27 protein-coding genes are annotated in these 19161 nt (G+C 63.7%); 14 read left to right on the forward strand and 13 right to left on the reverse strand.

The genetic code is table 11. From position 1 onward, the window contains the following. Nucleotides 1-23 precede the first annotated feature (23 nt). From otnI to ASD58_RS21970, 5 genes are all read left to right on the forward strand, one after another. On the forward strand, nucleotides 24-806 hold the full coding sequence (gene otnI, locus ASD58_RS21950; RefSeq protein ID WP_057263346.1) for a 2-oxo-tetronate isomerase: 783 nt from the start codon (nucleotides 24-26) through the stop codon (nucleotides 804-806). A 72-nt stretch (nucleotides 807-878) separates the two neighbouring features. Continuing rightward, nucleotides 879-1709: a hypothetical protein gene (locus ASD58_RS21955; protein ID WP_200951650.1), complete on the forward strand. Its 831-nt coding sequence runs from the start codon at nucleotides 879-881 to the stop codon at nucleotides 1707-1709. Beyond that, nucleotides 1706-2170 carry a hypothetical protein gene (locus ASD58_RS21960; protein ID WP_057263347.1) on the forward strand — a complete coding sequence of 155 codons (465 nt, stop codon included), beginning with the start codon at nucleotides 1706-1708 and terminating at the stop codon, nucleotides 2168-2170. The genes ASD58_RS21955 and ASD58_RS21960 overlap by 4 nt, the downstream gene beginning before the upstream one ends. Before the next feature lie 54 nt (nucleotides 2171-2224). Then, nucleotides 2225-2602 carry a TraR/DksA family transcriptional regulator gene (locus tag ASD58_RS21965; protein WP_057263348.1) on the forward strand — a complete coding sequence of 126 codons (378 nt, stop codon included), beginning with the start codon at nucleotides 2225-2227 and terminating at the stop codon, nucleotides 2600-2602. Between the two features lie 9 nt (nucleotides 2603-2611). Beyond that, nucleotides 2612-3511, forward strand: coding sequence for a universal stress protein (locus ASD58_RS21970; protein WP_057263349.1), 900 nt, complete (start codon nucleotides 2612-2614; stop codon nucleotides 3509-3511). An 8-nt stretch (nucleotides 3512-3519) separates the two neighbouring features. Here the strand turns inward: ASD58_RS21970 and ASD58_RS21975 are convergent, their stop codons facing one another. Beyond that, nucleotides 3520-3879: a hypothetical protein gene (locus tag ASD58_RS21975; protein ID WP_057263350.1), complete on the reverse strand. Its 360-nt coding sequence runs from the start codon at nucleotides 3877-3879 to the stop codon at nucleotides 3520-3522. A 167-nt stretch (nucleotides 3880-4046) separates the two neighbouring features. Beyond that, complete coding sequence (locus tag ASD58_RS21980) at nucleotides 4047-4577, reverse strand: glycine zipper domain-containing protein (RefSeq protein ID WP_057263351.1); 531 nt, start codon at nucleotides 4575-4577, stop codon at nucleotides 4047-4049. 122 nt (nucleotides 4578-4699) lie between these two features. Between ASD58_RS21980 and ASD58_RS21985 the strand changes: the two genes are divergently transcribed. Both ASD58_RS21985 and ASD58_RS21990 read left to right on the forward strand, forming a co-directional pair. Beyond that, nucleotides 4700-6121, forward strand: a complete 1422-nt coding sequence (locus ASD58_RS21985; RefSeq protein ID WP_057263352.1) for an ATP-binding protein — start codon at nucleotides 4700-4702, stop codon at nucleotides 6119-6121. Next, complete coding sequence (locus tag ASD58_RS21990) at nucleotides 6118-7380, forward strand: HD domain-containing phosphohydrolase (RefSeq protein ID WP_057263353.1); 1263 nt, start codon at nucleotides 6118-6120, stop codon at nucleotides 7378-7380. Before ASD58_RS21985 ends, ASD58_RS21990 begins: the two co-directional genes overlap by 4 nt. On the opposite strand, the gene ASD58_RS21995 is transcribed toward ASD58_RS21990, so the two are convergent. The 3 genes from ASD58_RS21995 to ASD58_RS22005 all read right to left on the reverse strand — a co-directional run bounded on the left by ASD58_RS21995 (nucleotide 7340) and on the right by ASD58_RS22005 (nucleotide 10177). Continuing rightward, entirely contained in the window at nucleotides 7340-8533 is a 1194-nt protein-coding gene (locus ASD58_RS21995) for an ATP-binding protein (RefSeq protein ID WP_057263354.1), read from the reverse strand. The genes ASD58_RS21990 and ASD58_RS21995 overlap by 41 nt on opposite strands. Nucleotides 8534-8551: 18 nt before the next feature. After that, entirely contained in the window at nucleotides 8552-9448 is an 897-nt protein-coding gene (locus ASD58_RS22000) for a zinc-dependent peptidase (protein WP_057263527.1), read from the reverse strand. Nucleotides 9449-9541: 93 nt separating this feature from the next. After that, the gene (locus ASD58_RS22005; protein ID WP_229210060.1) at nucleotides 9542-10177 is read right to left on the reverse strand and encodes a winged helix-turn-helix domain-containing protein; all 636 of its coding nucleotides are present in this window, start codon (nucleotides 10175-10177) and stop codon (nucleotides 9542-9544) included. Nucleotides 10178-10408: 231 nt separating this feature from the next. Here ASD58_RS22005 and ASD58_RS31945 point away from each other — a divergent pair, with 231 nt between their 5' ends. The 3 genes from ASD58_RS31945 (at nucleotide 10409) to ASD58_RS22020 (ending at nucleotide 12936) form a co-directional block, all read left to right on the forward strand. Further along, nucleotides 10409-10657, forward strand: coding sequence for a hypothetical protein (locus ASD58_RS31945; protein WP_057263355.1), 249 nt, complete (start codon nucleotides 10409-10411; stop codon nucleotides 10655-10657). 252 nt (nucleotides 10658-10909) lie between these two features. Then, a complete protein-coding gene (locus ASD58_RS22015; protein ID WP_057263356.1) occupies nucleotides 10910-11962 on the forward strand; it encodes an OmpA family protein in 1053 nt (350 codons plus the stop codon). A 98-nt stretch (nucleotides 11963-12060) separates the two neighbouring features. Then, nucleotides 12061-12936 (forward strand): YihY/virulence factor BrkB family protein, encoded by an 876-nt coding sequence (locus ASD58_RS22020; protein WP_057263357.1) that lies wholly within the window; start codon nucleotides 12061-12063, stop codon nucleotides 12934-12936. A gap of 2 nt (nucleotides 12937-12938) precedes the next feature. Here the strand turns inward: ASD58_RS22020 and ASD58_RS22025 are convergent, their stop codons facing one another. Further along, entirely contained in the window at nucleotides 12939-14009 is a 1071-nt protein-coding gene (locus tag ASD58_RS22025) for an AI-2E family transporter (RefSeq protein WP_057263358.1), read from the reverse strand. Nucleotides 14010-14027: 18 nt separating this feature from the next. Next, entirely contained in the window at nucleotides 14028-14339 is a 312-nt protein-coding gene (locus ASD58_RS22030; protein WP_057263359.1) for a BON domain-containing protein, read from the reverse strand. Nucleotides 14340-14495: 156 nt separating this feature from the next. On the opposite strand from ASD58_RS22030, the gene ASD58_RS22035 reads away from it, so the two are divergent. The 4 genes from ASD58_RS22035 to ASD58_RS22045 all read left to right on the forward strand — a co-directional run bounded on the left by ASD58_RS22035 (nucleotide 14496) and on the right by ASD58_RS22045 (nucleotide 16161). Then, entirely contained in the window at nucleotides 14496-14945 is a 450-nt protein-coding gene (locus ASD58_RS22035) for a glycine zipper 2TM domain-containing protein (RefSeq protein WP_057263360.1), read from the forward strand. An 11-nt stretch (nucleotides 14946-14956) separates the two neighbouring features. Then, a complete protein-coding gene (locus ASD58_RS30740; RefSeq protein WP_082507486.1) occupies nucleotides 14957-15109 on the forward strand; it encodes a DUF3309 domain-containing protein in 153 nt (50 codons plus the stop codon). Between the two features lie 14 nt (nucleotides 15110-15123). Continuing rightward, nucleotides 15124-15471: a hypothetical protein gene (locus tag ASD58_RS22040; RefSeq protein WP_057263361.1), complete on the forward strand. Its 348-nt coding sequence runs from the start codon at nucleotides 15124-15126 to the stop codon at nucleotides 15469-15471. Between the two features lie 135 nt (nucleotides 15472-15606). Beyond that, nucleotides 15607-16161 (forward strand): Crp/Fnr family transcriptional regulator, encoded by a 555-nt coding sequence (locus ASD58_RS22045; RefSeq protein ID WP_082565603.1) that lies wholly within the window; start codon nucleotides 15607-15609, stop codon nucleotides 16159-16161. Here ASD58_RS22045 and ASD58_RS22050 read toward each other — a convergent pair. Genes ASD58_RS22050 through ASD58_RS22075 form a run of 6 tightly spaced genes read right to left on the reverse strand, consistent with a single transcriptional unit; the run spans nucleotide 16158 to nucleotide 19065 of the window. Beyond that, nucleotides 16158-16517, reverse strand: a complete 360-nt coding sequence (locus ASD58_RS22050; protein ID WP_057263363.1) for a hypothetical protein — start codon at nucleotides 16515-16517, stop codon at nucleotides 16158-16160. The genes ASD58_RS22045 and ASD58_RS22050 overlap by 4 nt on opposite strands. A 10-nt stretch (nucleotides 16518-16527) precedes the next feature. Beyond that, a complete protein-coding gene (locus ASD58_RS22055) occupies nucleotides 16528-16914 on the reverse strand; it encodes a phage holin family protein (protein ID WP_057263364.1) in 387 nt (128 codons plus the stop codon). A gap of 3 nt (nucleotides 16915-16917) precedes the next feature. Then, complete coding sequence (locus tag ASD58_RS22060; protein ID WP_057263365.1) at nucleotides 16918-17220, reverse strand: YqjD family protein; 303 nt, start codon at nucleotides 17218-17220, stop codon at nucleotides 16918-16920. Nucleotides 17221-17246: 26 nt separating this feature from the next. Beyond that, nucleotides 17247-17753, reverse strand: coding sequence for a bacterioferritin (locus ASD58_RS22065; RefSeq protein ID WP_057263366.1), 507 nt, complete (start codon nucleotides 17751-17753; stop codon nucleotides 17247-17249). A 12-nt stretch (nucleotides 17754-17765) separates the two neighbouring features. Further along, complete coding sequence (locus ASD58_RS22070; RefSeq protein WP_057263367.1) at nucleotides 17766-18659, reverse strand: OmpA family protein; 894 nt, start codon at nucleotides 18657-18659, stop codon at nucleotides 17766-17768. A 13-nt stretch (nucleotides 18660-18672) separates the two neighbouring features. Beyond that, nucleotides 18673-19065 (reverse strand): DUF4398 domain-containing protein, encoded by a 393-nt coding sequence (locus ASD58_RS22075; RefSeq protein WP_057263368.1) that lies wholly within the window; start codon nucleotides 19063-19065, stop codon nucleotides 18673-18675. Nucleotides 19066-19161 lie beyond the last annotated feature (96 nt).

Consider the following 19161-nt stretch of genomic DNA (forward strand, 5'->3'; position numbering starts at 1 on the left):
CCAGGCCCGTTATAATCGCGGGCATGCCAAAGTTCGCAGCCAACCTCTCCATGCTGTTCACCGAAGCGCCGTTCATCGAGCGCTTCGGGCTGGCGCATGCGGCAGGCTTCAGGGGCGTGGAATTCCTCTTCCCTTACGCCTTCGATTCAGACCATATCAAGGAACGCTTGCAGCGCCACCAGTTGCAACTGGTGCTGCACAACCTGCCGCCGGGCGACTGGCAGGCGGGCGAACGCGGCATGGCTTGCGATCCGCGCCGCTTCGAGGAATTCCAGGACAGCGTCGGCATCGCCCTGGAATACGCCAGGGAGCTTGGTACGCCGCGCGTGCATTGCATGGCCGGCATCCTGCCCGGCGGCCTGGCGCCGGAACGTGCGCGCGAGGCGTATGTGCGCGCCCTGCAATTCGCTGCCGACCAGTTCGCGCCGCATGGCATTGAAGTGCTGGTCGAACCGATCAACCATTTCGACATTCCCGGCTACTTCCTGAACCATAGCCGGCAGGCGCTCGGCATCCTGGCCGACGCCGCACGCCCCAACCTGTTCCTGCAATACGACATCTACCATATGCAGCGTATGGAAGGCGAACTGGCCAACACCATCCGCGCCTGCCTGCCCAATATCCGCCACATGCAACTGGCCGACACGCCGGGCCGCCACCAGCCGGGCACCGGCGAGATCAACTACCCTTACCTGTTCGGCCTGCTCGACCAGCTCGGCTACCAGGGCTGGATCGGCTGCGAGTACCTGCCGAGCGCGCGCACCGAAGACAGCCTGGCCTGGCTCTCGCCTTACCTTCCAGCCTGACCTTTGCGCTGGCGCAAACGCGCCGCCGGCGCCAAGGCGCAAGATGGTCTCTGCCGCCCGAGGAGACCGATCATGAAACGCTATCTGTGCATCCTGTTGTGCCTGCTACTGGCCGCCTGCGCCAGCAATCCGCGCCTGCAAGCGGTGCGCGCCCTGGCCGACGACGCGCCCAAGCTCTCCGGATTCAACGATCTCAGCCAACGCTTCCGCGACACTTACCAGCGCGAGCAACCCTACCTCAACCCCGCCGCCGCCCAGCGCGAGGAAGCGATCGACCGCAAGCGCCATGACGCCTATCCCGATTTCATCGCCTTGCACAGCGCCGCCACCACCTACCTGCGCGCACTCGGCGCCCTGGCCAGCGGCGACACCTTCAACTACGGCGACCAGGTCAAGCAGATGGCCGCGAGCATCAAAGCCTGGCCCGACACCGGACTGAGCGACCGCCACGTCAACGCCTATGCCGGGCTGGTGCGCCTGCTGCTGCGCGCCGCCACCGCGCGCGAGCAGGACCAGGCGGTGCAAGCCATGCTGCGCGAGGGCTATGAACCGCTGCAGGGTACGCTCGACGCCATGCATACCCTGCTGCGCTACTTCAACAAGAACCACGACAACGAGCAACGCATCGTGCTCGGCATGCTCGAAGTGGAAATCCCCTATGCCGATGCGCCGCGCGACCGCCTGCTGGCCGCGCTGGCCCGCTCGCACCAGCAGGAAAAGCTGAAGGAATACCGCCTGCTCGGCCTGCGCCACACGCTGGCGGCACAAAACATCGACGCCATCCGCGAACGCCATGCGGCCTTGTACCGCGGCCTCGACCCGCTGCCGGCTGCCGGCCCGGCCGGCGCCACGCCGCCCGCCATCCCTTCCGCCACTGCCACCGCCAAAGGAGCCCAGCCATGAGCCTGACCGCCGCCCTGCCGCACGACCTGGAAACGCTGGCCGACAGCCTGTCCGCCAGCGCCGACGAACTGCACCAGCGCATCATGCGCGGCATCCGCCAGCAGCAGCGGCTGGAAGGCAATAACGGCAAAGGCGGCGCCGCGCCCCTCACGCACGGGGCCGCCCAGGCCCTGTTCGAGAACGAAGTGGCGCTGCGCCAGCAAGCCAACAGCCTGTATGTCGATGCCGCCAGCCATTCGCTGGAAGGGATGGGCGTCACCCTGCCCGAGTTGCTGCGCCTGGCCGGCGAGGCGCGCGAAACCATCCGCCGCATCGAGCGCGTCAAGGAGCTGGCCGGCATCAGCGCCGACCTGCTGGCGGTGGCGGCGGCGATCGCGGCGGCACGGCCGGAACACCTGGCAGCGCCGCTGGAAAGCCTGAAAAAGCAGCTCGCCGCACGGCATGCACGCGAGAGTGCGTAAATAACGCAGCAGGCATACAATGGTCTTCCGAACAACGAATTCGTGGAGACCGCCATGGGCCTGTCGCCGGATCAGCTTGCATCAATGCAAGCCGCGCTGGAGCAACGCAAGCTAGCACTTTTGCAGCAGCTTGCCGGCCGCATGGACGGCGAGCTGGCGCGTGTCCCGGCGGTCGAGGAAATCGAAACCTCGCCGGCAGACAGCGCCAGCAATCGCACCCTGAACCAGCTCGAACTGGAAGCCGACGAGCACAAGCAGGCTCAGCTCAGCAGTATCCGCCATGCCCTGGCCAAGCTCGACGAAGGCAGCTACGGCCTGTGCGACAACTGCGGCAACGAGATCCCGTTCTCGCGCCTGAATGCGCGGCCGGAAGCGCCGCTGTGCATCGCCTGCCAGACACGGCTGGAGAAAGCGACGGCGGCCCTGCGCTGAGAGCAAGCCATGGCCTACAAAACCATCCTCGTGCATGTCGACGAAGCGCCCCACAGCGCAGCACGCGTCCTGCTGGCGGCAGAACTGGCGCTGCAGGAAGGCGCCCACGTGGTGGGCGTCGCCACCACCGGCATTTCGCGCTTCCTGTACCAGAACGAAACGGTGGACGACAACGATCCCAACCTGGCGCGCCACCTCGATATCCTGCGTGAGCGTGCCAGCCATGCGCTGGCCGAGTTTGCACCGCGCCTGCGCGCGCTGGGCGTGCAATCTTTCGAGCAGCGCATCCTTGACGATGAACCGGCCGCCGGGCTAAGCCTGATGGCACGCCACGCCGACCTGGTGATTGTCGGCCAGCTCACGCCCCACGGGCGCGGTCCCGACGTGCCGGCCGAAGTGCTGGCCGGCAGCGGCAAGCCGGTGCTGGTGATGCCTTTTGCCGCACGCACCTCGGCTGCCATTGCCGTCAGCAGCGACGGCGTGGCCAGCCCGGGCGGCCCGGCGCCGGCGCGCCACATCCTGGTGGGCTGGAATGCCAGCCGCGAAGCCGGCCGTGCGCTGCAGGACGCGCTGCCGCTGCTGCGGCGCGCCGACAGCGTGACGGTGGCCATGATCGATGCCGAAGCGCGTCCCGGCGTGTTTGGCGAGCCGCCCGGCACCGACCTGCTGGCCTGGCTGGAACGGCATGGCGTGATGGCGCAACTGGTCCTGGGGCAAAGCGAGCGCCAGGGCATCCTGAAGCGCCCCGGCAATGTGGGCGAACAATTGCTGGCCCTGGCCGGCGAGCGCGATTGCGATTTACTGGTGATGGGGGCGTATGGGCATTCGCGCTTCCGCGAAACCTTGTTGGGCGGTGTCACGCGCAGCGTGCTCGATGCCATGACGCTGCCGCTGCTGATGTCACATTGAGCGCGCCATCAATCGCCGGACAGCCAGGCCTGGTTGCGAATCTTGGCCACCTGGCGCAACGCCAGCCACTTCCAGATTTGCAGCGCGTCTTCCTGCTTGCAGCTCATATGGCGCGGCGTGGCGAGGGCAATCTCGCAATCGCGGTCCGACCACTCCTCGTAGCGCACTGCACCATCCTGGCCGACTTCGACCTGGTACATCAGGCCATCGTCATAACCGAACTTGAGGGTGGCGCTGCCGGGTATGCCGTCGGGGCTGCGGATCTTGCCCCCATACACATCCGACAAAGCCGCCACCAGTTGGGCTTCGGTCGGCGCCGAAACATCGCGGCGGTCCGGCCGCGAAAGTACTACCCATGCCTGTGTCATTGGCCCTCTCCCCCCTCAGAACAAAGCGATAGCTCTTGTGGCAGATGATGTACTGGACGGCACGCCGTGGTCATGATCCACGTCTAGTTCGCTGCTTTTATTGTAGCAACTATCATACCGAAAATTACTTTTCGCACAGGGGGCGTTTGCATTCCGCAACAGGCCATTCAAACATATTGCGGGACTGACAAGGGATCGAAATCTTTCCAGTCGCCGTTCTCGATAATGCCCTGGGAGCGCTCGACTTTTTCGGCCCCCTGCTGGCGCATCAGCTCGACCGCGCGCGCCTCCTGCTCGCCGTCCACGGCCACCGCTACCATCATGCCGGAGTGGCGCGGCGGTGGGCCTGATTCATTTTTTTCTTTCATCTCAGAAAAACTGTACAGTGAGCCCACGTGCGCGCCGACCAGGCCGCCGAGCACCGGCCCCAGCGGCCCGGTCAACGGGATGGTGGCCGCGCCGGCTGCCGCGCCGATGGCCGCGCCGGTGACCTCGCCCTTGGCCACCGCCTGCGGGGTCTGCTTGGCCCCCGGCGACTCGGCGCGGTCGCCGCCGGTCGGGATCACATTGTGCTGCCCCGGCGGGTTGTTGAAAAAGCTCGTGACGCGGCCGGCGTCAAAGCCGGCTGCCTTGAACGCTTCGCAAACGTCGAGCGCGGTTTCCTGCAACTGGAAATGTCCTGCAATGATGGTGGCCATGGTGTTTCCTCCAAAAGCCCTAGCCTGCCTAAGCCACGCGGTTATGACTGTTAGCTATCGCACGCGCACCTTTTCTATTTCCCGCCGTATAATCACTTCGTCACATCAGATGCCACTTTGACATGAGTAGCTTCCACGTCGAAAGGTCTGTCGAGCACGCACTGTCCGAACTCCTGGACGGTCACCCCGTTGCGACCTTTGTCATCGACGTCGACCATGTGATCACCCACTGGAACAAGGCTTGCGAACACTTGCTGGGCTGGGGCACGCATGAAATGGTGGGCACGCGCCAGCACTGGCAAGCCTTCTACACCAAGCCGCGCCCCCTGCTGGCCGACCTGATCGTGGACAATATCGATCCCGCCACCGACCGCAATTTCCGCGACAAGTACAAGCCCTCCTCGCTGATCGACGGCGCCTACGAGGAAGAAGACTTTTTCCCCAATCTCGGCGCGGCCGGGCACTGGCTGCAATCGACGGCGGCGCCGCTGCGCGGCCATGACGGCAAGCTGGTGGGCGCCATCCAGAGCCTGCGCGACGTCACCGAGCGCCGGGTGGCGGAAAACGCCCTGCGCCGCGCGCACGACAACCTCGAACAGACCGTGCGCCAGCGCACCGCCCAGCTGGCCGAAGACATCCGCCAGCGCCAGAGTGCCGAAGAGGAGCTGCGGCGCCGCAATATCGAACTGACCGAGCTCAATGAAACCCTCAGCCGCACCCAGCAGCAACTGGTGCAGTCCGACAAGCTGGCTTCGATCGGCCAACTGGCGGCCGGCGTGGCGCACGAAATCAACAATCCGATCGGCTACATCTTCTCCAATTTCGGCACCCTGCAAAGCTACCTGGACAGCCTGTTCTCCATGCTGGACGCCTACCAGGAAGCCGAGGCGGCGATCGTCGATCCGGCCGTGGCAGCCCGCCTGCGCGCCATGCGCGACCAGGTGGAGCTGGGCTTCCTGCGCACCGACATCCCGACCCTGATGCAGGAGTCGAAGGAAGGCATCGTGCGCGTGCGCCACATCGTGCAGGACCTGAAGGACTTCTCGCGCGTCGACAGCCAGCAGGAATGGGTCTGGGCCGACCTGCGCCAGGGCATCGACTCCACCCTCAACATCGTCAGCAATGAAATCAAGTACAAGGCCGACGTGGTGCGCGAATACGGCGAGATTCCCGACATCGAATGCCTGCCGCTGCAAATCAACCAGGTGGTGATGAACCTGCTGGTCAACGCCGCCCACGCCATCGGCTCGATGCGCGGGCGCATCGAAATCCGCACCGGCTGCGACGGCGAGCAAGTCTGGTTCAGCATCGGCGACAACGGCGCCGGCATTGCGCCGGAAAACCTGGGCCGCATCTTCGACCCGTTCTTCACCACCAAGGAAGTCGGCAAAGGCACCGGCCTGGGACTGTCCATGTCCTACGGCATCGTGCAAAAGCACCACGGCCGGATCGAGGTCCAATCCGCCCTCGGCCGCGGCACCACGTTCCGTGTCACCCTGCCTAAGAAGCGTCCTCCCAACGAGCAGAAGGAAGCCACCCTATGATGACCATCCTGTGTGTCGACGACGAGCCGAACATCCTCTCCTCGCTGCGCCGCCTGTTCCGCGGCAAAGGCTACGAGGTGCTGACGGCCATCAGCGGCGCACAAGGCCTGGAATTGCTGGAGCAGCAGCCGGTCGACCTGGTGATTTCCGACATGCGCATGCCGGAAATGGATGGCGCCCGCTTCCTGGCCCAGGTGCGCGAACGCTGGCCCAATACCGTGCGCCTACTGCTGACCGGCTACTCCGACGTGCAGTCGATCCAGGACGCGATCAACTGCGGCGAGATCTACCGCTACATCACCAAGCCCTGGGACGACAACGACATCCTGCTGATCGTGCGCCACGCGCTGGAACGCCACCAGCTCGAGGTGGAAAAGCAGCGCCTGGAAGCGCTGACCGTGAAGCAGAACGAGGAATTGAAGTCGCTCAACGCCGGCCTGGAACAAAAGGTCGAGGAGCGCACGCGCCAGCTCAAGGCCAACTTCCTGACCACCATCAAGATCCTGTCCAGCATTGCCGAAGCGCGCGGCACCGGCCAGACCGGCCAGACGCGCCAGGTGGCCGACCTGGCGCGCAAGATGGCGACCCAGCTCAAGCTCGACATGAACGAGGTGCAGGATATCTTCATTGCCGCCCTGCTGCACGACCTGGGCCGCATCGGCTTTTCCGACGATATGCTGCGCACCCCGATGACCATGCTGCAAGGCGCCGACCTGGCGCTGTTCCGCAAGCACCCGGTGTCGGGTGCGCAGCTGCTGATGCCGCTGACCGACATGGCCGGCGTTGCCGCCATCGTGCGCCACCAGATGGAGCGCTTTGACGGCCAGGGCTATCCGGACCGGCTGGCCGGCTTCGCCATTCCGATCGGCTCGCGCATCCTGACCCTGGCGATCGATTACTACAACCTGCAGCAAGGCGCCCTGGTGCAGCGCCACCTGAAGCCGGAAGAAGCCAAGTCATTGGTGATGGACGGCAGCGGCAAGCGCTACGACCCGGCGGTAGTGCAAGCCTTCCGCCAGGTGGTCGACGGCGGCATCCGCGGCGCGGCGGAAAGCAGCGACGTCGAATTGCTGTCCGGCGAACTGGTGCCGGGGATGGTGCTGTCGCGCGACGTGGTCAGCCGCGATGGCCTGATGCTGCTGGCGTCGGACCACGTGCTCAACGAGCGCATGATCCAGCAGTTGCAGGACTTCGAGAAAAAAAGCGGGCACCGCCTGCCTATCTGGGTTCAGCGGGGCGCAGTGGCAGGACCACGGTAAATGCCGAGCCTTTACCAGGCTCGGAAATCACATTGATGCGGCCGCCGTGCTTGCTGACGATGCCGTAAGCCAGGTAAAGTCCCAGCCCGGTGCCGCTGCCGACCGGCTTGGTGGTGAAGAAGGGATCGAAGATGCGGCCCAGGTTTTCCGGCGGGATGCCGACGCCATTGTCCTGGATGCGCACATGCACGGCCTCGCGGTCGGCCCCGGTGACGATGCGGATGATGCCCTGGGCCGGCAGCGCCTGGATCGCGTTCAGCAGGATGGCGCGGAACACCTGGTTCAACTGGCCGGGCAGGCCCCGCACCGGCGGCAGCTTGCCAAAATGCTTGTCCACCTTGGCCTTGAAGCGCAGTTCATTGGCCAGCGCGTTGAGCGTGCTCTCGAGCCCTTCATGCACATCGGTCTGCTGCCATTGGCTGTCGCCGGCCTCCGAAAAATCCTTCAGCGCCTGCACGATGTCGCGCACGCGGCGCAAGCCATCCATCGATTCGCGCAGCAAGGCGGCGGTATCTTCCTTCATGAAGTCGAAATCGGCCTGACGGCGCTGCTCCGCCGTGGCGCTGTGTTCGACCAGGTCGAACAGGGTATCGGCATAGCTTTTCAGGGTGCCGATGTTGGAGGTCACAAAGCCCACCGGGTTGTTGATTTCGTGCGCCACGCCCGCTGCCAGTTGGCCGATCGACGCCATGTTCTGCGCTTGCAGCAGGGTTTCTTCCATCTGCTTGCGGTCGGTGATGTCGGTCAGGGAACCGATCACTTCCAGCGGCGCGCCCTGCTCGTCGCGGATCAGGCGCAACTTGTCATGCATCCACAGGTAGCGGCCATCGGCCGTGCGGAAGCGGTATTCGTAGGCCTTCTCGCCTTCGGTGAAGATCTGCGCCAGGCTGGAAAAGATGTTTGGCGCATCGTCGGGGTGGATATGGTCGAACCAGAAATTGGGGTCGGTCACCATGTCCGCGGGCCGGTAACCCAGCACGTTCAGCGCGTTGGCGCTGACGAAGGTCATCTTGAAGTCGCCGCTCGGCACCGTGCTGTAGATGATGGCCGGGGTGTTGTCGACCAGGTATTTCAGGCGCTGCAGCGGATCGGCCGGTTCGCTGGCGCGGGCCGGCGCTTCGCTGGTAATGAAATCGAAGTCTTCGAATTCCATGGCGCCTTTGTCGTCTCCTTACCAGTCGGCCCAGGCGAACCGCCGCACAGGCATTGGCATCGAGAGGAAGGCCGGTTCCGGCACTGGCGGCGGCGGTGCTGCCAGCCAGTCGCGCGGGTCGACCCGGTAATATTTTTGCAGCTCGCCGTACAAGGCCGCATGGCGCTCGGCCAACTGCCACGGCCGCGTGAAGAAGGTTTCCGTCACCACGGCAAAGAATTCGGCCGGGCTGCTGGCGCCGTAATGGTCCAGCACGCTGTCTGGCCGGCCCAGCCAGGCTTCGTGGCGCAGGTTGGCGTAATCGCGCGACAGCACTTCCGACCAGCTGCGGTAGTTGTCAGGGCTGCCGAGGTAAGGCGCACCATTATTGCTGCCCGATTCGCTGTCGAGCTGGTGGGCAAACTCGTGCAGCACGACGTTGTTGCCGCCCTGCCAGTCCAGCGTCCCGCGTTCAACGTCATCCCACGACAGCACAATGCGGCCGTCGCTCCACGACTCGCCCAGCATCTGCCGGCGCGACGGGGTGATCACGCCGCCCGCTCCCATTTCGTCGCGGTGGGCGATGAAGGCGCCGGGATAGACCAGGATGGTGTGCAGTGCACGGTACACCTTGCTCGGCTTGTTCAGCAACAGCAGGCACGCCTGGGCGGCGATGGTGATGCGCATCTCATCGCTCAGCTCGAGGCCGGCGCAAGCGACGAATTTTTTCTGGTGCAGGAATTGCACCACCATGCGCTGCAACTGGCGCTGCAGATCCGGCGCCAGTTTGCGGTAGAAGGGAATGCTGCGTTCGAGCGTCGCCTGCTCGGCGGCAGGCAGCGGCCGGGCCAGCGCCCGCCGCAAGGTCCAGCGTGGATACACGATCGGCGCCGCAATGCCCAGCGCCGTCAAGATAAGCAAAACCCAAGCGTCCATGATGCCGTCCATAACAGAACTCGTTCCGCCACAGATGGGGCTGGTTAACGGCATTTCAACATGCCATCAATGGAAGCTTATCACTGTTCCGGCTTAAGGCATGGCCTTTTGCAGGGAGCTCGGGGCGCCAAACAGGGCTGCTACCAGCGGATCGCGCTGGACCGGGCCGCGGTTGACGCGGATCGCATAATGGGTGTCGTCTGCCAGGATATGGAAGTGACGGCCATTGCCAGCCATGCTCTGCTCGCGCAGGCTTGGGCGCTCCTTGCGCGGTGGCGCACCTTCGCGCTTGGGCTGGGCGATCGCGGCCAGGAAGGCTTGCACGCGTTCGGCGTCTGGGGTCAGCTGGTAGACAGCCTTGCCCAGGTAGGTCGCCGTGCCTTCTATATAGCGAGCCAGTTCGATCACGCCAGCTTCGCGCAGGTCGCGGATGTATTTACGGGCGCCCGAAGGCGAAAATTTCAGGAACCAGGCGATTTCGTCGGCCAGCATTTCGTGGTTTTGTAATTCCGCCACCAGTTTCTGCATATTTTCGATGCGGCGCAGGGTCGCCGAGGTGGATCGGACGCGCTCGATCGGGGCCAGCGACAGGGCTTTGCGCTCCGTCACGGGACCGGGACGCTCGACAAGCGCCAGGCGTGGACGGGACGGTACAGCCGGCAACGGTGCCGGCAGCTCTGCGGTAGCTTCGATTTCGAGGCCATGGGACGATTCTCTGATTGCGTGCATTTGAACACTCCTTGTAGATGCCAGGGTGGATTCGCAGGCTCCAGAGTGCCCGCCTGCGACTCATCGGTCTGTGCGGCAACGAACATACAAACGCACAAACATTGGCTCTTTGCCAATTTCAGGTGCGTCAAGTGCTTGGACCAGCATTTACTGTGTGTGTTCCCGTACAGAGTGCGAACCCGGCAGCGACCTATGCTGGTCCCGGCATCAACCAACCAGAGAGGAACGACCATGAAATATCCAGTCCTGCTCGCAGCCCTGGCCCTGGTGGGCCTGACCGCCTGCGAAAAGACCGTTACCAACAACCCTCCGCCGGCCGTCGAGCCGGCACCGCCGCCAGCCGTCGTGCCAGGGCCACCTGGGCCATCCGGTCCACCAGGTGAACCGGGCACGCCAGGCCCGCAAGGCGAGCCGGGCAAGGCCGGCGACACCGTGATCGTGCAGCCGCAAACCCCGCCGCCGGAACCGGAAAAGAAATAGTTATAGTTAGTCAACCAACCGCCACCTATGCCCGTTTAGGTGGCGGCTTGAAGAAAATATCAATAGTGAATTTAAGCATATGTTGTAGAAATACTACATACTTGCTATACTTCAAAGTAAAATGTGCGCTAGCGCACTGATACTGGCGAGTAACGCCGCCTAAACTGAACCCACAGCAATGCATCACCGCTGGGAAAGAGAGTCGCGCAACTTTTTTTGCGACTTTGCTACTCAAACAACGGGAGTTTTCTAGTGAATAAGATTAAAAATATCGCCATCGCAGCAGCTATGTTGTCGGCTTCGTTCGCCGCTTCGGCGCAGGACACCCTGCTCAACCAAAACTGGTACGTTGGCGCCGGCGCCGGCGTGATCCGCCCTGACGGCGTATGGGGCGTGGACAAGGACGATGCCGCTTTCGGCCTGAAAATGGGCAAGGCACTGAACGACAAGTGGGACCTGCAATTCAACGCCACCCACGGCGCAGTGCGTGACAACGGCGCACGCTACGGCCAGAAAACCCTGGGCGTCGACGGCCTGTACATGTTCTCCCGCAAATCGGTACGTCCATTCCTGCTGGTAGGTACCGGCATGGAACGCGACGTGTTCACGGCAGCGAACAGCCTGGCCGAGCCAAAGCGCAACTCCCCATTCGTGTCCGTAGGCCTGGGCCTGCAAGCCAACATCACCGAGCGCCTGTTCCTGCAAGCTGACCTGCGCAATGTGCATGGCTTCATCCGCGGCAACGAGTTCAACAACTCGAAATCGAACAACAAGTACCTGATGTTCTCGCTGAACTACCTGCTGGGCGCAGCACCGCAGCCAGCACCAGCGCCGGCACCGGTGGCGCCAGTTGCAGCACCTGAGCCAACTCCGGCCCCAGTCGTAGCACCGGTGGCGCCGCCGCCGCCAGCACCGAAGTTCGAAAAAGTGACCATGGCCGCTAACGAACTGTTCGCCTTCGACAGCGCCAACCTGGCGCCGGAACAGCCTAAGCTGGACGACATGGCCAAGCTGCTGACCGAAGACAAGTCGGTCAACAATGTCGTCATCACCGGCCACACCGACCGCCTGGGTTCCGACAAGTACAACCAGAAGCTGTCCGAGCGCCGTGCTGAAGCCGTCAAGGCCTACCTGGTCGGCAAAGGTGTTGACTCTTCCCGCCTGACCGCACAAGGCAAGGGCAAGTCCCAGCCAGTGGTTCAGTGCAACGACAAGAAAATGAAGCGCCCAGACCTGATCAAGTGCCTGGAACCAAACCGTCGCGTGGAAATCGACCAGGTGACCGCGGAACGCCGCGTGAAGTAATCACTGCCTGCGCAGTCTGAAAAGGAGCCTTCGGGCTCCTTTTCTATTTGTGCCCCGGCGCACGGTCAGGCCGGCCGTGCCGGCGTAAGGTTGTCCCCATGAGCTGGAGACGCTTCCCCCACATCGCCAAGAAGCTGCCTGCCGTTGGCTGGTGCGCCATCACCGAATGGCTGGAGCACCGCGCCAGCAGCAAAGGGGCCGCGCTTGCCTTCTACACCTTGTTTTCGCTGGCGCCCATCCTGGTGCTGGTGATTGCGATTGCCGGCCTGTTCTACGGCAGGGAAGCTGCGCAGGGCGAACTGTTCTTCCAGCTGCGTGGCCTGGTCGGCAGCCAGGGCGCCGAAGCGATCCAATTGATCCTGTCCGGCGCCGCCAACGAGAAGCAAGGCGTGATCGCTACCCTGATTGCCGGCGCCCTGCTGCTGTTCGGCGCCACCAGCGTATTCACCGAATTGAAAGGCAGCCTCGACGAAATCTGGCAATTGCCGCCCTCGACGGGCGGCGGCCTGTGGGATACCGTGCGCACCCGGCTGCTGTCCTTCGGCATGGTGCTGGTGCTGGGCTTCCTGCTGCTGGTATCGCTGGTAGTCAGCGCCGCCCTCTCCTTCGTCGAGAAGAAAATGGGCGCCTACTGGCAGGACGCGGCGCTGCTGCTGACCATCCTCAACCACGTGATCAGCTTCTTCGTGATTTCCGCCCTGTTCGGGGTGATCTACAAGATGCTGCCGCGCGTGAAGCTGTCGTGGCGCGACGTGGCGATCGGCGCCTTCGGCACTGCCGCCCTGTTCACGCTCGGCAAATACGGCATCGGGGTCTACATCGGCAACAGCGGCGTCACCGACAGCTTCGGCGCCGCCGGCTCATTGATCGCCGTGCTGCTCTGGGTCTACTACTCGGCCCAGGTGTTCTTCCTCGGCGCCGAATTCGCGCGCCAGTATGCGCTCCAGCTTGGCAGCCTGCGCGACCGGCATTAGCTCTATTCGCCGAGCAGTTCGGCGACCACCTCCATCCCCTCGACCTTTTCGGCGACCACTTTCACGATCACCACCACCGGCACGCCCAGCAGCAAGCCCCACACGCCCCATAACCAGCCCCAGAACAGCAGGCTGACGAATACGGCGGCGGCATTCATGCGCGCGATGCGGCCGGTCATCCAGGTGGCGATAACGGTGCCGACCAGGGTCGCAATGGCGATCGATGCCAGCGCCACCAGCGCCACCATTTGCAGCGACTCGGACTGCAGGTAAGAGGCCACGCTCAGCGCACACACGATCAGCAAGGGCCCGAAATACGGCATCAGGTGCAGCAAGCCGGCCACGATAGCCCAGGCGCCGGCGTTTTCAAGGCCGATGAAATGCAGGGCCAGCCACATCAGCAGCGCCAGCAGCACATTGGTCACCAGCAGCATGAACATATAGCCCTGGATCGAACTGTTGATTTCGTCGAGGATTTGCAGCGTGACCTTCTTGCGCGTCAGCGAAGGCCCAGCCAGCTTGACCAGCTTGCGCTTGAAGGTATCGCCGGACAGCAGCAGGAAGAACATCAGGAACACCACCATGGTGGCCTGGCTCAGAAAGGACAGCAGGCCGCGCGAGCCGGCCCAGACCCAGTCGATTACCTTGATATGGCCGCCCTCCTGCGTCACCACGGCCACCGACTTGCGCGGCGCCGTCGCCGGCTTGCCTGAAGTCGCCTGCTCGATCTGGGTCGCAACGTCCTGGATGCGTTTCAGCGTGCTGTCCTTGCCGCTGGTGGTCGAGGCGACCAGGCGCGACAGCTTGCGGCCAGCATCCGGCAGTTCTTCGATGATGTTGGAAAATTCGACGTGCACCTTCTCCGCCGTCACCGCACCACCCAACAGGATGGCAAGCGTGACCAGCGTGGTGCCAAGCGCACGCCGCACGCGCACGCGCTCCAGCCAGGCTACCAGCGGATTAAGCGTGTAGGCCAGCAGGATGCCGAGCAGCAGGGGCACGAGGAAGTCCCGGCCCCACTGCAAGGCGTACAGGAAGGCGACGGTGGCAAGGATGGTCTGCGCCAGGCGCATGAGCCATGCCACCCGCGTTTATTTGACGCGGATGTCGTTCTTGACTTCTTTGACACCTTTCACGCCGCGCGCGATTTCGCCGGCGCGGGTGATGTCGGCAGGCTGGGCCACGAAGCCGCTCAGCTGCACGGTGCCTTTGAAGGTCTCGACATTGATTTCAGTCGACTTCAGCGATGGCTCGTTGAAAATGCTGGCCTTGACCTTGGTAGTCAGTGCAGAGTCGTCGACATATTCGCCGACGCTTTCCTGGGTTGGGGTCGAGGCGCAGCCGGCCAGGCCGAGGGTCGATGCAATGAACACGGCAGTTGCGAATCTGGATGCGATTTTCATGACGCTTCTCCTATGTGTGGTGGGTGTTCCGGGCACTAGTGTCCAGCTAACAAGGCTAGTTTTCTGTTCGCCAGCGAACATTGTGCGGGATCGCACAGACGAGCGCGAGCAGCCAGCCATAAGCTGCGCCTAATCCCACCCACAGGAGGAGATGTTATGAAACCGACTGTATCCCTAGCAGCGATGATGGTGGCGGTGGCCGCTCTGTCGGCCGGCTGCGCCAGCAATTCATCCTATCCCCAGGCAACCGATTATTCCTCGCAGGCTGATATCTCGACGTATGGCACGGTGGACTCGATCCGCGTGGTGCGCGTTGACCCGGCCACCAGCGGGGCCGGCGCAGTCGCCGGCGGCTTGCTGGGCGCCTTGGCCGGCAGCCAGATCGGCTCCGGTTCCGGCCGTACCGCGGCCACCGCTGCCGGCGCCATTGGCGGCGCCGTGATCGGCAACCGCGTTGAAGAAAACCGTAACATGCCGCGCGATGTGTACCAGATCAGCGTGCGGCTGGATAACGGCGACTACCGTACCATCAACCAGGACAGCGCCTACGACTTGCGGGTCGGCACGCGCGTGCGCATGGTCGATGGCCGGGTGTATCGTTACTAAAGGAGGTTGCCATGGCCACCATCCTGCTGATCGTGCTGGTGCTGCTTGTCATTGGCGCCCTGCCGACCTGGCCGCATAGCCGCAACTGGGGATATGCCCCGAGCGGCGTTGCCGGCCTGATTGTTGTCGTCCTGCTGATCCTGCTGCTGACCGGCAGGCTGTAGCGAAGGAGCACATCATGAAAAAGCTGATTGGCGTTGCCGCGCTGGCCCTGTGCGGGCTGGCCGGCGCCCAGGTCACGCCGCCTGAGGTTGCACGACAGCAACAACAAGAGCTCAAGCGTGGCGACCCGCCGCGCTGGAGCCAGCCGGACCGCAGCGAAGCGGCCCAGCTCGCCACGCTGCGCAAGGAAATCAATGCCGCGCTGCGCGAAGCCCTGGAAGCCTGCAAGCAGCAAGGGGCTGGCGCAAACAGCGACTGCGTGAGGGAAGCGCGCAGCACTGCCCAGTCGGATTTGGCCAATGCGCGCCAGATCCACCTGGCCACGCGCGACCTGTCGCGTACCTTTGAAACAAGTGGCAAATAGGCAAGCAAACAACCGCCAGTTATGGCTGCATCATAAAAAGTCATCCTGACCTCTGGCCGGGTCAGGTATGATGCGAGAATGCCACATGCATACCAATTACAAAGAGAGCAACACCGGGCAACAACCGTCCAACGGTTGGGCATTGGCATTGAGCTCTACGACCGCTATACCGCACTGAGTGCCCCGCACGTGACGCCGGTCCACGTGCGCAAGGGCACCATGCTGCAGGAGGCAGGCACGCGGGCCACCCATTACTACTGGATTTCCAGCGGCGTGGCGCGGCGCGGCCATATCTCGGTGGCCGGCGAAGACCTGACCCTGGGCTTCATCACCGAAGGCGAAAACACCGGCTCGCACAGCGATATGATGAGCGGCTTGCAAGGCGCACCCGCGCTGGAATTCTTCGTGGCCGAGACTGCGCTCGAAGCCTGGCGCATCGACTGGGCCGCCATGCAGCGGCACAAGGCCGAGCACAACTTCGTCAACGAGTACTACCTGAAGATTATCGAATGCAGCATCCGCCGTTATGCGGCCAACCTGCAGATCCGCAGCCACACTACGGCGGAAGCGCGGCTGGAGGCGTTCCGCAGCCAGTTCCCCGGCCTCGAACGGCGCATCACCCAGCGCGCGCTGGCCTCCTACCTCGGCATTACCACGCAATACATGTCGCGCCTGCGCAAGACGCCTTAAGCGTCGGGCCTGCGGCGCATCAGCCACCAGGCGCCGACTGCCGCCAGCACGCCGGCCGCCGCTGCCGGCTTCCACAAGCGCTTGCGGGCAATCCACGAACCCAGCGTGACCGCATACGGCAGCACGGTCTTGAAACTGATGCCGGACAAGCCGCCGCCCTGGCCAATGAAGGCGCCGAGGCGCGATTGCAGCGTCCCGATGGCCTGGTCGACGGCTCCATGCAGCAAGGCTTGCGGCTGCAGGGCGTTGATCACTTCATGCTTGGAGCGCAGCGTGCTGAGGCGGTACAACTCCCCTTCCCGCACCAGCCTTTCCTTGGCTACGGCGAGCGCCTGTAGTTCCTGTCTGGACGCCATGGTCTCCCTTTCAAAGCAGCATGTCGCGGTCGGACTTGAGTTCCGCCATTGTCGCCGACAAGCCTAGTTTGCCTTGCCGCACCAGGCTGCGCCCCCACAGCACCAGGCCGATTGCCATGACTGCAAAGGCAATCGCCAGTACCAGCAGGATCTTCCAGCCCATCGCTTCCCAGCACAGGTAAATCAGGGTAGCCGTGCCAAACGCAATGGCGAACCAGGCAGCCAGCAAGGCCACGGCAAACACGATGGACAATTGCAGCAAGGTGTCGCGCACCTCGGTCAGCTCAAGGGCTGCCAGTTCCAGGCGCGACAGTAAAAGGTGCAGGCAATTTTTGGCAAGCCCGGCCACTGAGGCAATCAGGCCGGGCGGTGGTGGTACCTGGTGCTCGGCGGACATCGCTTATTTGCGGCCGAGGATAACGCCGACCAGCAGGCCCACGCCGGCTGCCACGGCAATCGAACGCCATGGGTTTTCCTTGACGTAGGCATCGGTCGAAGCGGCGGCCTGCTTGGCGCCGGCAATCGCGCTGGCCTGGGCTTCGTGGGCCTTGGCCAGGGCGCTATCGAGCGCTTTCATGCCGCGGCCACGCAATTCGTCCGCTTTTTCACCGGTCAGCGCGGTAGCGGCCGTGAACAGGGCTTGCGCATCCTTGACCAGCGTTTTCACATCGTTGTTGACGGTACTGATGTTCTGTTCCAGCATGATAGGACTCCTCTTTCGTAAGTGATTTACGCCAATAAGTCTCGCATATCGTCGGCGTGTTCTTCCTCCACCGCCATGATTTGCGTCAAGAGTTGCTTGGTCGTCGGGTCGCTGTCACCAATCAGTTCGATCATCTGGCGATAGCTCTCGATGGCCACCCGTTCTGCTACCAGGTTGGCCCGCACCATCGCTTGCACCTCCCTTGAGTCATCATACTCGGCATGGCTCCTTTCGAGCAACGTTGCTGGATTGAAATCGGGTTCGCCATTGAGCTGGACGATGCGCTCGGCCAGCCAGTCGGCATGTTCCTGCTCCTGCGTCGCATGCTCCAGGAACTCGGCCTTGATCGAGGCGTTCGACAGGCCCGTCACCATGTAGTAGTGGCGCTTGTAGCGGTTGATGCAGACCAGCTCGGTGGCCAGCGCTTCGTTCAGCATTTGCAGCACCAGCGCGCGGTTGCCCTTGTAGCCTTCGGTCACGGGACCGTCGGCCATATTGCGGGCCGCCGCGCGGATCGCGTTTTTATCGATCATGAAAACTCCTCGTTAGCGGCGCTGGGTCACCGGGCGGCCCGCTTCGGACAGCACGATTTCCACCCGCCGGTTCATCTGGCGCTCGCCAGCCGTGGCATTGCTGGCCACTGGATACGCTTCGCCATAGCCGCGCGTTTCAATGCGCGAACGCTCGATGCCCATCTGGCCCAGGGCCATGCGGATCGCCTCGGCGCGCCGCTGCGACAGCTGCAGGTTGTAGGCGTCGCTACCGGTGCTGTCGGTGAAACCTTCGACCAGCACGGTGCGGTCCGGGTTATCGCGCAGCACATCGGCCAGGCGCTGGGCGATAGCCATGCCTTGCGGCGTCAGGTTGGCCTGGTCGACGTTGAACAGCACGTCGCCGAAGGTGATCACGATACCGCGTTCGGTCTGCTTGGCCTGCAGCTCCGACAGCGCAGCGGCCAGTGCGGCGGCGCGCGCTTGCGCATCGCGCGTCGCCGCCTCGGCGCTGGCGGCCTGGTTCTGCGCGTTCTCGGCATCCATGCGGGCCTGGTCGGCGCGGCGCTGGGCGGCTTCGGCTTCCGCGGTACGCGCTTGCAGGCGCACCTGGTCACGCTGGGAGGCAGCGTCCTTCAACTGGTCCTCGGCCGACTTGGCGCGGGCGATCTCCTGGGCGCTGGCGATCTTCTGCTTGGCGATATAGGCCAGCTTGTCGATCGTCTGCAGGCTTTCATTGCGTGCCGACGCCGTATTGGCCTGGTCCAGCGCGCGGGTAGCGGCGGCCAGTTCGGCGCTGGCATATTTGGCGACCATCGGATTGCCCTGGGCTTGCGCGTAATCGGCGCGCGCCACTTCCAGTTCGTTGGTGGTGGTGGGCGTGGTGCTGCAGGCGGCCAGGGCCAGGGCGGCGGCCAGCGCAGTAGGTTTCAGGAATGGCTTGAACATGGCGGCTCCTTTCTCAGCGAGTCATGGTGCTGTTGGCGCGATCAAGTTCTTCGCGCAGCACACGGATGTCATCTTGCAGTTGATTGGCGGCCTCGGTAGCCTTCGCGCTGCCGGCCTTGCTTTGCGCCAGCTTGGCATCGGCTTGCGCCTGCTGCGCCAGGTCTTGCGCGGTGCGGTAGTCCTTGGCTGCCAGCGCCTGGTTGGCGCGCAGCATCTTGTCGCGCGCTGCCGCCATCTCGGCCGGAGCCAGTTCCGGTGCGCCGGTCGAAGCGGCGGCTTCCACCGCGGTGCGCGACGAGGCTACTTCGGCCGTGGCCGGGGTCTTCATGCTGCTGCAACCAGCCAGCGCGATCACACATGCTGCGCAGGCAGACGTCAACAGTGGTAGGCGATTCAGCGAATCCATTGTTGTTCTCCTCAAAGCGATTGGGGTATGGCAGTTATATAAGCTGTCCCCGCTGGGTTCAGTACGGTGCCGCACATTGAAGCCCGGCAGCCCGGT

The organism is Duganella sp. Root1480D1, from assembly GCF_001427305.1.
In the GTDB taxonomy this organism is placed as follows: Bacteria; Pseudomonadota; Gammaproteobacteria; order Burkholderiales; family Burkholderiaceae_D; genus Rugamonas.